This is a genomic window from Agreia sp. (assembly GCF_964263775.1).
Taxonomy (GTDB): domain Bacteria; phylum Actinomycetota; class Actinomycetes; order Actinomycetales; family Microbacteriaceae; genus Agreia.
Map to the genome: position 1 here is coordinate 1 of NZ_CAXVWM010000008.1, position 12,859 is coordinate 12,859.

10 protein-coding genes are annotated in these 12,859 nt (G+C 65.6%); 5 read left to right on the forward strand and 5 right to left on the reverse strand.

The features are described 5' to 3' along the window. The coding region (locus tag ACE5CZ_RS00840; RefSeq protein WP_374945460.1) for a DEAD/DEAH box helicase at positions 1-1,982 on the forward strand (1,982 nt) is incomplete at its 5' end. A 122-nt stretch (positions 1,983-2,104) separates the two neighbouring features. Here ACE5CZ_RS00840 and ACE5CZ_RS00845 read toward each other — a convergent pair. The 5 genes from ACE5CZ_RS00845 to ACE5CZ_RS00865 form a co-directional block, all read right to left on the reverse strand. Then, entirely contained in the window at positions 2,105-2,509 is a 405-nt protein-coding gene (locus tag ACE5CZ_RS00845; RefSeq protein ID WP_374945461.1) for a VOC family protein, read from the reverse strand. Positions 2,510-2,514: 5 nt separating this feature from the next. After that, entirely contained in the window at positions 2,515-4,575 is a 2,061-nt protein-coding gene (locus tag ACE5CZ_RS00850) for an ABC transporter ATP-binding protein (protein WP_374945462.1), read from the reverse strand. 2 nt (positions 4,576-4,577) lie between these two features. Next, positions 4,578-6,314: an ABC transporter ATP-binding protein gene (locus ACE5CZ_RS00855; RefSeq protein ID WP_374945463.1), complete on the reverse strand. Its 1,737-nt coding sequence runs from the start codon at positions 6,312-6,314 to the stop codon at positions 4,578-4,580. 175 nt (positions 6,315-6,489) lie between these two features. Beyond that, positions 6,490-6,828 (reverse strand): nuclear transport factor 2 family protein, encoded by a 339-nt coding sequence (locus ACE5CZ_RS00860; protein ID WP_374945464.1) that lies wholly within the window; start codon positions 6,826-6,828, stop codon positions 6,490-6,492. Positions 6,829-6,886: 58 nt separating this feature from the next. Then, positions 6,887-7,780 (reverse strand): EamA family transporter, encoded by an 894-nt coding sequence (locus ACE5CZ_RS00865; protein ID WP_374945465.1) that lies wholly within the window; start codon positions 7,778-7,780, stop codon positions 6,887-6,889. A 112-nt stretch (positions 7,781-7,892) separates the two neighbouring features. Between ACE5CZ_RS00865 and recQ the strand changes: the two genes are divergently transcribed. The 4 genes from recQ to ACE5CZ_RS00885 all read left to right on the forward strand — a co-directional run. Beyond that, positions 7,893-9,893: a DNA helicase RecQ gene (gene recQ / locus ACE5CZ_RS00870; RefSeq protein ID WP_374945466.1), complete on the forward strand. Its 2,001-nt coding sequence runs from the start codon at positions 7,893-7,895 to the stop codon at positions 9,891-9,893. 84 nt (positions 9,894-9,977) lie between these two features. Further along, positions 9,978-10,688, forward strand: a complete 711-nt coding sequence (locus ACE5CZ_RS00875) for a lysophospholipid acyltransferase family protein (RefSeq protein ID WP_374945467.1) — start codon at positions 9,978-9,980, stop codon at positions 10,686-10,688. 41 nt (positions 10,689-10,729) lie between these two features. Then, on the forward strand, positions 10,730-11,857 hold the full coding sequence (locus tag ACE5CZ_RS00880) for an AI-2E family transporter (RefSeq protein WP_374945468.1): 1,128 nt from the start codon (positions 10,730-10,732) through the stop codon (positions 11,855-11,857). A gap of 286 nt (positions 11,858-12,143) precedes the next feature. Beyond that, positions 12,144-12,859: acyl-CoA dehydrogenase family protein (locus ACE5CZ_RS00885; protein ID WP_374945469.1), on the forward strand; the 716-nt coding region annotated here is incomplete at its 3' end.

A 12,859-nucleotide genomic window follows, 5' to 3' on the forward strand; every position in this document is an offset into this window, starting at 1 on the left:
CCAAGAACTACGTGCCCAACGGCTCGAAGTCGGCCAGCAGGTCGCCCGGCCACCGCGGCTACGAGGCGGCCCCCGCATCCGGTGCCTCCAAGAAGGCGCGCTGGAACGCCGACGAGCGTGCGGCGCGTGCCTCCGAGCGTCCCGCCTACAGCAACGAGCGTCCGTCGTATGGTGACCGCGCGCAGCGCAGCAGCAGCGAGCGTCCGTCGTATGGTGACCGTGCGCAGCGCACGGAGCGTCCGGCGTACGGTGATCGTGCGCAGCGCAGCAGCAGCGAGCGTCCGTCGTATGGTGACCGTCCGCAGCGAACGGAGCGTCCGGCCTACGGTGACCGTCCGCAGCGCAGCAATGACCGCCCCTCGTATGGTGACCGCCCGCAGCGCAGCAGCAGCGAGCGTCCGTCGTACGGTGACCGCCCGCAGCGCAGCAATGACCGTCCGTCGTACGGTGACCGCCCGCAGCGCAGCAATGACCGTCCGTCGTACGGTGACCGCCCGCAGCGCACGGAGCGTCCCGCCTACGGTGACCGTCCGCAGCGCAGCAATGACCGTCCCTCGTATGGTGACCGCCCGCAGCGCAGCACAGAGCGTCCGTCTTACGGTGACCGCCCCCAACGCACCAACGATCGGCCTTCGTATGGCGACCGTCCGCAGCGCACAGAGCGTCCGTCGTACGGTGACCGTCCGCAGCGCAGCAACGACCGTGGCTCGGACTTCTACCCGAAGCGCGACGACCGTCCCACGACGGGACACGCTCCGGTGGATGACGTTGTTCTCGAGCGCCTCGAGGCCCAGGCCACGACAGCGGTCGAGGTCGAGGGTGTCTCGTTCAAGGACCTCGGTCTCGGCGACAACATCGAGCGCCAGCTGCAGTCGATGGGCGCCCTCAGCCCATTCCCGATCCAGGCCGCGACGATCCCCGACGTACTCGCCGGAAGAGACGTGCTCGGCCGTGGCAAGACCGGTTCCGGCAAGACAATCGCGTTCGGTGCACCCGTCGTCGAGCGTCTTATGGAGAACGGTGGAGCGAAGGGCCGCAAGCCCGGCCGTCTTCCCCGTGCCTTGATCCTCGCCCCGACTCGTGAGCTCGCCATGCAGATCGACCGCACGGTGCAGCCCATCGCCCGGGCCGTGGGCCTCAACACCACCACGGTATTCGGCGGTGTGCCCCAGTTCAAGCAGGTCTCGGCGCTGCAGCGTGGAACCGACATCGTGATCGCGACCCCCGGCCGCCTCGAAGACCTCGTAGACCAGGGCCGACTCGACCTGTCGAAGGTCACCATCACGGTTCTCGATGAGGCCGACCACATGTGCGACCTCGGCTTCCTCGAGCCGGTGCAGCGCATCCTGCGTCTCGTCGCAGACGGCGGACAGCGCCTGCTGTTCTCGGCAACGCTCGACAAGGGCGTCGCCCAGCTGGTCAACGAGTTTCTCGTGAACCCGTCGGTGCATGAGGTCGCCGGTGAAGACCAGGCCTCCTCTACGATCGAGCACCGCGTGCTGCTGATCGAGCAGCGCGACAAGCGGGAGATCATCCAGCAGCTCGCATCCGGTCCCGGCAAGACCCTGGTCTTCGCCCGAACCCGAGCCTTCGCCGAAGAGCTGGCCGACCAGCTCGACGACGCCGGCATCCCGGCCACCAGCCTGCACGGAGACCTCAACCAGTCGCGCCGCACCCGCAACCTGCAGCTGCTCACCAGCGGTCGGGTCAACGTGCTGGTGGCGACCGACGTCGCCGCCCGTGGCATTCACGTCGACGACATCAACTTGGTCATCCAGGCCGATGCACCCGACGAGTACAAGACCTACCTGCACCGCTCCGGCCGCACCGGCCGCGCGGGCAAGAAGGGCACGGTCGTGACACTGATCAACCGCTCGCGCCAGCGCCGCATGGACGAGCTTCTCGGCCGCGCCGAGATCAAGGCCGACACCGAGCATGCCCGCCCGGGTGACCGCCTGATCGACGACCTGCGCAGCGTCTGACCAACTCCGCAATACCTGCCACAGCGGCAATGCGAAGCGCCCCCACCCACGCGGGGCGGGGCGCTTCGTCGTTCAGGGCGCGGATGCGCACACCCGCTGCGGGCTGCGTCAGCTGGCGTGCGTCAGCGGGCGTCGAGTGGGATGAGCGGCTTGTCGGCGCGAACCTTCATCTGTTGCACGGCCCAAGAGTTCGTATCGGGGTCGTCGAAGAAGAAGAACGTGCCGCCGTCGCGCTCGGCGTCGAAGATCTTGAGCTCACTCACCTCGACGCCCCGGGCAAGTAGTTGTTCTCGCGCCGCAGCGGCGTCAGAGACAACGAGCTGCAAGCCCTTCATCGATCCCGGACTCATCTCGGACATGCCCAGAACGATCGAGCAGCCCGAGCCGGGCGGGGTGAGTTGAACGATGTGCATCTGCTCGGTGGTCGTATCGTGGTCGAGAACGAAGCCGAGCTGGTCGCGATAGAACGCGATCGAGCGCTCGATGTCGGCGACCGGCAAAACGATGACCTCGAGGGTCCAATCCATGATGACTACTCTCTTTCGATGACTGCGTCGACCGGTGCTTCGATCGAACCGTTGGAACGATTTTCTGTATTGTCGTTGGCTTCGTCTTCTCCGCGGAACTGGGTCATGTACAGGGAGTAGTACGCGCCCCGAGCGGCGAGCAGCTCATCGTGGTTGCCCTGTTCGACGATGCGCCCGTTCTCCATGACGAGAATCGTGTCGGCGTCGCGAATCGTCGAGAGCCGGTGGGCGATGACGAATGAGGTGCGGTCTGTGCGAAGTGCGGCCATGGCATGCTGCACCAGCAGTTCCGTGCGCGTGTCGACCGACGAGGTCGCCTCATCGAGGATGAGCAGCGAGGGATTCGCGATGAAGGCACGGGCGATGGTGATGAGCTGGCGCTCGCCGGCCGACACGCTGCCGCCGTCGGCGTCGAGAACCGTGTCGTAGCCGAGGGGCAGTTGCCGCACGAAGCGGTCGACCATGGTGGCCTGGGCCGCCTCGACCACCTCGTCATCGGTGGCGTCGAGGCGCCCGTAGCGGATATTCTCGCGAATGGTGCCCTCGAAGAGCCACGCATCCTGCAGCACCATTCCTACCCGCGACCGCAGCGTTCCCCGCGAGAGCTGGGTGATGTCGACTCCGTCGAGCAGGATGCGCCCGCCGGTCAGCTCGTAGAAACGCATCACCAGGTTGACGAGGGTGGTCTTGCCTGCGCCCGTGGGGCCCACGATCGCGACGGTGTGCCCGGGCTTGGCTTCGAGCGAGAGCGATTCGATGAGCGGCTTCTCGGGGTCGTAGCTGAACGAGACGTCATCGAAGCGCACATGCCCGTCGGTGCGGGCGGGCAGCTCGGCTGTGACCTCGTCGGGCTGCTGCTCGTCGGCATCGAGCAGCTCGAACGTGCGCTCGGCCGACGCCACCCCCGACTGCAGCATGTTCGCCATGCCGGCGATCTGGCCCAGGGGCTGAGAGAACTCGCGCGAATACTGGATGAACGCGGTCGCGTCGCCGAGGGTCATCTGGCCTGACGCAACACGCAGCCCACCGACCACGGCGATGAGCACGTATGACAGGTAGGAGACGAAAGTCATGGCGGGCATGATCATGCCCGAGACGAACTGCGCGCCGAACGATGCGGTGTAGAGCTTCTCGTTGCGCTCGTCGAATTCGGCGACCATCTCTCTGTCACGGCCGAACACGCGCACGAGCTCGAGTCCGGAGAAGGACTCTTCGATGTGGCCGTTCAACGACCCCGTGTTCTTCCACTGGGCAGAGAACAATTTCTGTGAGCGTGAGCCGATGACACCGGCGATCACCGCCGAGAGCGGCAGGGCGATCAACGCGATCAGAGCCAGCTGCCACGACACGATGAACATGACGATGACGATGCCGATGACGGTGAGTGCCGATTGCACGAGCTGCGAGAACGCCTGCTGCAGGGCCGTCTGGATGTTGTCGACATCGTTGGTGACCCGCGACATGGTGTCGCCGCGCTGGCGGGAGTCGAAGTAGCTGAGCGGCAGCTTGTTGAGCTTCACCTCGATGTCTTGCCGCAGGCGGAACACCACTCGCATGACGAGGCCGTTGAGGATGTAGCCCTGGGCCCAGTTGAGAATCGACGCGACGATGTACATCAGCAGAACGATGATGATCAGGCGGCCCAGAATCATGAAGTCGATGCCCTGGCCCGGAACAATGGTGGACTTCTCGAGAAGGTCGGCGAAGTCATCGTTGCCCGAGGCGCGCGTCTCTGCCACGATCTGGGCGAGCGGAACTCCCGCGGGCAATTGCGACCCGATGACGCCGTTGAAGATGGTGTCGACCGCCTGGCCGAGGATCTTGGGCGCGATGACGGTGAGCACGACGGAGATGACCACGAGCCCGACGACGATGCTCATCTTGACTCGTTCGGGGCCCAGCAACCCGCCGAGTCGCTTGGCCGAAGGCCAGAACTGCTGGGCCTTCTTGGCCGGTGCACCGCCGAACATGTCGCCGTCTGCCTCGGAGGGCACATATTCGATCTCGAGCTCGTCGATGACCGTGGGAGTCTCGTCGACCGGTTTCTTCTTGGTGTTGCGTGCCATGGTCAGGCCACCCCTTCGATGCTCATCTGCGATCCGACGATCTCGCGATATGTCTCGCTTTCGTCGAGCAGTTCGTCGTGTGTGCCGCGAGCCACGATCACGCCGTCGTTGACGACGAGAATCTGGTCGGCCGACCTGATCGTCGAGATGCGCTGGGCGACGATGATGACGGTCGCACCCCGCGTGGCCTCGAACAAAGCCTCTCGCAGCCGCGCATCCGTGGCCACATCGAGTGCCGAGAACGAGTCGTCGAACAGGTAGACCTGAGGGTCGGCGACGAGCGCGCGGGCGATGCAGAGCCGTTGCCGCTGGCCCCCCGACACATTCGTGCCGCCCTGCGAGATGCGCTCGTCGAGCCCGTTCTCTTTGGCGCGCACGAAGTCGTCTCCTTGCGCGACTTTCAGAGCCTGCCAGAGCTGGTCGTCGCTGGCGTCGGGCCGCCCGAAACGAAGGTTGGATGCGATCGTTCCCGAGAACAGGTAGGGCTTCTGCGGCACGAGGCCCACGAGATGGGCGATCTGCCGCCGGTCGAGATCGGATACCGGCACACCGTCGATCGTGATGCTGCCGGCCTGTGGGTCGTAAAGGCGGGGGATGAGGTTGAGGATCGTGGTCTTGCCGCTGCCGGTGGAGCCCACGATTGCCGTGGTCTTGCCCGGCTCGGCCACGAACGAAACGCGGTCGAGCACCGGTCGCTCTGCTCCCGGGTAGCCGAAGGTGACGTCGGTGAACTCCACGCGCCCGGCGGTGGGAACGCGGGGTGCCGGCTGCGCCGGAACTGCCATGCTCGGATCGGTCGAGAGCACCTCGGCGATGCGCTCGGCGCAGACCACGGCTCGCGGAATCATCATCACCATGAACACGCCCATCATGACCGCGGTGAGGATCTGCAGAAGGTATTGCAGGAAGGCGGTGAGCGATCCGACCTGGATGTCGCCCGCGTCGACGCGCTGACCGCCGAACCAGAGCACGGCTGCGGTCGCGAGGTGCAGGATCATCATGATGATGGGGAACATCAGCACGAAGATGTTGCCGACCCTGATCGACACCACAGTGATGGCTTCGTTGGCGCGCTGGTAGCGCTCGGACTCGAACGGCTCGCGCACGAACGCCCGCACGACCCGGATGCCCATGATCTGCTCGCGCAGCACACTGTTGATGCCATCGATGCGGTCTTGCATCAGGCGGAACAGGGGAAGGAGGAGGAAGACGAGGAACCCCACGATGATGAAGAGCAGCGGCACCGAGACCCAGACCAACCACGACAGGCCGGCGTCTTCACGCAGGGCGAAGATGATGCCTCCGATGCACATGATCGGCGTCGAGACCATGAAATTGAGCATCATCAGAACGAGCATCTGCACCTGCTGCACGTCGTTCGTGCCGCGGGTGATGAGCGTGGCCGTGCCGAATTTCGCGACGTCGATGGCGCCGAGCGAGTCGACCTTGCGGTACATCTCGCGCCGAAGGTCGCGACCGACGGCCATTGCCGTGCGGGCGCCGAAGTAGATGCCCGCGATGGCCGTGACCACCTGCACGAGACAGGCGATGATCATGGTCATGCCGGTCGACCAGATGAAGTCGGTGTCGCCGGTCGACACACCCTTGTCGATGATCTGCGCGTTGAGACTGGGCAGGTAGAGGGCGGCCAGCGTGGAGATGAACTGGAAGACGACGACCGCGATGACCCAGCCCGTGTAGGGCTTGAGGTGGCGGGTGATGAGGCGAATGAGTTCCACGATTGTTCCTCACGGTGGCGGCAAGACTGATTGAGCTGTGCACCGATAGTACGAGGCGCCGGTGACATTCGAGTACCTAGGTGTTCCTAGTAGGAATACTTTACACATTCAAGCGCATGGCCGGGAGGTACTTCGCCGGGCCGAATGGGGTTCTCGGAGGCGTGGTGTGACGCCGTCAGATCGCCCCGCCGAAGTAGACCTCCACTGCCTGCACCCTGCCGTCGATCACCCGCAGGGCTTCGACGTTACGAAAGTCGACTCCGTTCACGGTGTACTCGTATCGGTGCAATACGAGGCCGTCGGCCTCGATCAGCTGCAGCGTCGCGCTGGGCTGATCGAAGTGGTCGGCGCTCGGGAAGCACCGCTCGAGCCAGGTGTCCTTGTCGATGTGGTCGTCCTGCGGGCTCGTGAACACGAAATCGTCAGCCATCAGCGCTTCCGCCGCGTGGCGATCCTGCTCGTGAAATGCGCGCATAAACGCTCTGACTGTGTCGCTTGAGGAGTTGTTCGTCATACCGTGATCGTATTCCGCGATACCGTCGGGGCAAACGGTGCCCGGGTCACGCCCGTGCTCAGGCGAGCGACAGCAGGGCGGCGGCCGCGATCGCCAGTACGAGGCCGACGATCTGCACGGCGGCGATGCGTTCTCCGAGCACGAGTGCGGCGAGCGCGATCGTTCCTGCCGGGTACAACGCTGTGAGTACAGACATCACCGAGAGTTCGCCCAGGCGGAGTCCTGCGAGGATCAGCCCGTTGGCTGCAGCATCGGCGACGCCGCACGCGAGGGCGAGCAGCAGGGCGGTGCGCACGCCCGCACGTGGATGCCCGGCGGATGCGGGGGCGAGCCGGCCCGTTGCATCCGATCGCCGGCGCACGACGTAAAAGGCAGTCAGAACGATCGCGCCCATGATCGCGCCGTTGACGGCCCTGTTGAAGAAGAGCGGAACGAGACCGGAGTTGGCCGGCGCCAGGTCGATGGCGATCAGGAAGACGCCGATCATGGCTCCCGATCCGATGGCCATGAGGATTCCGCGGAGGCTGGGTCTGACCGCCCCTTTCTCGGGGGCGAATCCGACCAGCACGACGGCCACCAACGCCAGGGCGAGTGCCACGTAGCCGATCGGCTGGAACGCGGCACCGCGTACCAGGCCGACGGTCAGCGGCACCACGGCCGACACGACGGCCGTCAGCGGCGACAGGATGCTCATGGGTCCGACCGCGAGACAGGCATAGAGCAACGAGATGCCGAGGGCGCCGGAGATTCCCGAAAGGCTGCCCCAGAGCACGGCCTCTGCCGACCAGGTGCCGCCCGCGAATGGGTACACGGCGATGAGCACGAGGAGCCCCGAGCTTGCGGCGATGCCGGTGACGGCGAACGGCGACAGGCGTTTGGTGGCGAGGCCCCCGAGAAAGTCCGCTCCGCCGTACACGAATGCGCCGACGAGGCCGAACGCGGTGACGAGCATGAGTCCTGAGCCTAGTGCGGCGCGGATGGCCAGGGTCGGAGCGAAGTGGCGCGCTCGCGAAGGGGCCGATTTCGAGGGCTCCGTGTCGGCGGGCGCCAGTAAACTTCTGGGCGTGACGTGGAACGCAGAAATCCCCTGGAACGCGGAGGCCGAACCGCCACCCTTCGATGACGAACCCCCTTACGACCCGTACTACGACGAAGGGCCCCTTCGATGGGCTCAGGGAACGGCACAGGCTCAGCGACCGGCACAGGCTCAGGCGGCGGCGGCTCAGGCCGTCGCGACGCCCGAGACCGCGGTCGAGGCTCTGCAGCGGGTCTTCGGGTACGAGACTTTCCGCGGCGACCAGGCCGCGATCATCCAGAACGTCATCGACGGCAAAGATGCCGTCGTGCTCATGCCGACGGGCGGCGGCAAGTCGCTCTGCTATCAGATCCCCTCGCTCGTTCGGCGGGGAACGGGCATCGTCATCTCGCCCCTGATCGCGCTCATGCAAGATCAGGTCGACGCGCTCACGGCCGTCGGGGTTCGCGCGGCGTTTCTCAATTCGACGCAGGATGCCGCGGGGCGGGCCCGCGTCGAGAATGCCTATCTCGCCGGGCAGCTCGACCTTCTCTACGTCGCGCCCGAGCGGCTGTCGAGCGAGGCGACCAAACGCTTTCTCGCCCGAGGAGAGATTGCTCTCTTCGCCATCGACGAAGCTCACTGCGTATCGCAGTGGGGCCATGACTTCCGTCCCGACTACCTCGCCCTCTCCGAGCTCGTCGAGCGATGGCCCGATGTTCCCCGCATCGCGCTTACAGCCACGGCGACCGAGGCGACTCACGCCGAGATCACGGAGCGCCTGGGCATGCAGCGGGCCACGCACTTCGTCGCCAGCTTCGACCGACCCAACATCCGGTATCGCATCGAGAACAAAGGAGAGGTGCGCAAGCAGCTGCTCTCGCTGATCCAGAGCGAGCACGCCGCAGACTCGGGAATCGTCTATGCGCTCTCTCGCAACACGGTCGAGAAGACCGCCCAGTTCTTGGCCGACAACGGACTCAAGGCGCTGCCCTACCACGCGGGCCTCGACTCGCGGCTGAGGGCGTCGACGCAATCGCGGTTTCTGCGCGAAGACGGCATCATCATCGTCGCCACGATCGCGTTCGGCATGGGAATCGACAAGCCCGACGTGCGATTCGTCGCACACGTCGATCTGCCGAAGTCAGTCGAGGGCTACTACCAAGAGACGGGTCGCGCCGGGCGCGACGGGCTGCCCTCGACCGCATGGCTCGCCTACGGCCTCCAAGACGTCGTGCAGCAGCGGCGCATGATCGACGAGTCGCCGGGCGACCTCGCTCATCGCCGCCGTCTCTCGGCCCACCTCGACGCCATGCTCGCCCTCTGCGAAACCGTGCACTGCCGGCGGGTCAACCTGCTGGGCTATTTCGGCCAGGAGTCGACTCCCTGCGGCAACTGCGACACCTGCCTCGAGCCGCCAGAATCGTGGGACGGCACGGTCGCAGCCCAGAAGCTGCTCTCGACCGTGGTGCGCCTGCAGCGCGAGCGCAACCAGCGCTTCGGCGCCGGCCAGCTCATCGACATCCTGCGCGGCAAGGTCACCGACCGGGTCACTCAGCTGGGCCACCAGAGCCTCTCGACGTGGGGAATCGGGCAAGACCTGAGCGATCAGCAGTGGCGGGGTGTCGTGCGCCAGCTCCTGGCCCAGAAACTCCTCGCCGTGAACGACGACGGTTACGGAACGTTGGTGATCACAGACGAGAGCGGCGAGGTCCTCGCGGGCCGACATCCGGTGTCGATGCGGCGCGAGGCCGAGCGGGCGGCGCGCAGCGTGCGGTCGTCTGGTTCGTCGAAGTCGAAAGCGGCGACGGCGCAACTCGCCACCGCAGACCAGGGCCTGTTCGAGAAGCTTCGGGCCTGGCGGGCGGGCGAGGCCCGTGAGCAGGGAGTTCCGGCGTACATCGTTTTCGGCGACGCCACCCTGCGCGCCATTGCGACACAGCGGCCGGCCACGCTCGACCAGGCCGGCGGCATCAGCGGTATCGGTGAGGCGAAGCTGCAGAAATACGGCGAGGCGCTTCTCGAGGTCGTCGCAAACGAATCCGGCTGACGCCATATATTCACTCTGGTAGAGAAACGGCCTGTGTCACAGAGCATGCCGTGTTGGCTATGGACTGTTTGTGAGACTGGGCGCGTGCTCACTTTCCTCAGCCGCGTCCTGCTCGCTCCAGTCGCACGCGCGGTCTACCGCCCCAGGGTGACGGGCAGAGACAACGTTCCGAAGACGGGTCGCGTGCTGCTCGCGAGCAATCACCTCAGCTTTATCGACAGTGTGGTGTTGACGCTCGTCGCGCCGCGCAACGTCTCGTTCCTCGCCAAGTCCGAGTACTTTACCGGCAAGGGCGCCAAGGGGTGGCTGTCGAGGTGGTTCTTCTCGGCCATCGGGGCCGTGCCCGTCGACCGGGGGGCCGGTCAGGCCGCACAGGACGCCCTTGATGCAGGACTCGCCATCCTGGCGCGGGATGAGGCGTTCGCCATCTACCCTGAAGGCACGCGTTCGCGAGACGGGCGCATGTACAAGGGCCGCACCGGCGCCGCCTGGCTGGCGATGAGTTCGAGCAGCCTGATCGTTCCCGTGGCTCTCATCGGCACCGAGAAGCTGCAGCCCGTCGGCTCGACCATCCCGCGACTGCACCGGGTGTCCGTCGAGTTCGGGCGTCCGATCGACGCGTCGGAGTTCGGACAGGCGACCTCGGCCCGCGCGAGACGAAAGCTGACCGACGTGCTGATGGATGACATCCAGCGCATGTCGGGCCAGGAGAAGGCCGGGGTCTACAACGAAGCGCCGGCCGCGTCGACCATCGAGAAAGTCAAGCGTGCGCTGGGCCGCAACAGACCCTCCTAAGGTGGGGTGAGCGTGATCGACACGACCAGATGGGGACCGGCATGTTGAAGAAGAGAAGAAGTCGCACCCCCGCGGTGCAGCAGCCTCAGTCCGACATCGTCGTTCCGGGAAGCAATGCACTCCCACCCGTGCGCATCAATGCGTTCCGCATCGGCCTGGTCGGCGGTCTCGGCGTGCTCGTGTCGATTCTCATCGGCGGGATCATCGGGCAGCTCACCACGGTTCTGATCTACGTGGGCGTCGCGCTCTTCCTTGCTCTGGGGCTCGACCCGCTCGTGTCGTGGCTCGAGAAGAAGCTGCCCCGCTGGGCGGCGATCCTCGTCGTCTTCGCCGCGGTCATCCTCGCATTCGCGGGCCTGCTCTTCACGATCATCCCGGTGATCGTCGATCAGGTGTCGAACCTGATCACCAACTTTCCCGAGATCGTGAGCAGGGCCGTCAACAGCGACTTCGTGAAGACGGTCGAACAACAGCTGTCGGGTGTCGTCGACTTCGACTCGGTCGCGAAAAGCGTCACCGACTTCGTCAGCGACCCGAACAACTTCGTCAGTCTCGGCGGCGGACTCCTGGCCGTAGGCGCGGGGGTCGCGAGCGGCGTGACCGGCGGCACCGTCGTTCTGATCCTCACCCTCTACTTTCTCGCGTCGCTGCGCTCGATCAAGCGCGTCACCTATCGTTTCGTGCCGGTCAGCAAGCGGGCGGGCTTCATCGACGTGTCAGAAGACATCACGTCTGCGGTCGGGCGCTATGTCGTGGGCCAGTTCACCCTGGCCGCGGTCAACGGTGTGCTGAGCGCGATCTTCCTCTGGATCATCGGGGCCCCGCAGTTCGTGCTGCTCGCCTTCGTGGCGTTCCTGTTCTCGCTGATTCCGCTCGTCGGAACCGTCACAGGTTCGCTCATCATCGTGGTGACCTGCCTGTTCGCGTCGCCGCTGACCGCGCTCGTCGCCCTGATCTGGTACCTGGTCTACATGCAAGTCGAGGCCTACGTCCTCAGCCCGCGCATCATGAACCGCGCCGTCGCCGTGCCAGGCGCTGTCGTCGTGATCGCGGCGGTCGCGGGCGGCACTTTGGGCGGCATCCTCGGTGCCCTCGTCGCCATCCCGGTCGCAGCCTCGACGATCATCATCATTCAGAAGATCGTCTTTCCGCGGCAAGAACTCAAATAACGGTCGTGGCCGACGTCTGCGATTGTGGAGGTGCGCCTGCCTTCATGGGGTTCGTCTGTAGACATCATCAACCTGCTGCGGCAGTCTACGAGGGCCGTTTGTAGGGCACGGACGGTGAATTCTCCGTGCCCGCCCGGCCGCTCGTACCGTTGACGCAGATGTGCCCACAACGCAGAAAAGGCTCACGATGGCGAACGCGGTGAAGAACCAGACGAACGGCGACAGCTCGATGAAGCTCGCCGACCAAATCGAAGACAGCGAGAAGCTCGACGAGACGGCGGGCAGCATGACGATCGACAAGGCGGATGCCCGAATCGACGCGGCCGCGCTCGGTGCGTACCTGCTGGGCAGGTGGGCGGATGCGCGCATCGCCGCTCGCCGGCTCACCGGGCGCCCCGAGATGCAGCGCGTCGACAGCCAGACCCTCGCAGAGCATCGCGCCACCGTGTTCCATCAGCTGGGATTGCTGGTCGAGCATGGGGGAGTGCACAAGGCTTTTCCGAAGAGCCTCGGAGGTGAAGACGACCACGGCGGCAACATCGCCGGCTTCGAAGAGCTCGTCACGGCAGATCCCTCGCTGCAGATCAAGTCGGGAGTGCAGTGGGGGCTGTTCGGTGCAGCCGTGCTGCACCTCGGCACGCAGTACCACCACGAGAAGTTCCTGCCCGCCATCATGAGCCTCGAGGTTCCGGGTGCGTTCGCCATGACCGAGACCGGACACGGCTCAGACGTCGCCGCGATCGCCACCACGGCCACTTTCGACGTGGGCAGCCAGGAATTCGTGCTCGACACCCCCTTCCGCGGCGCCTGGAAGGACTATCTCGGCAACGCGGCCGTCCACGGCACCGCGGCCGTGCTCTTCGCCCAGCTCATCACCGAGGGCATCAACCACGGTGTGCACGCGTTCTATGTGCCGCTGCGCGATGCCGAAGGTCGATTCCTGCCCGGTATCGGCGGCGAAGACGACGGACTCAAGGGCGGCCTCAACGGCATCGACAACGG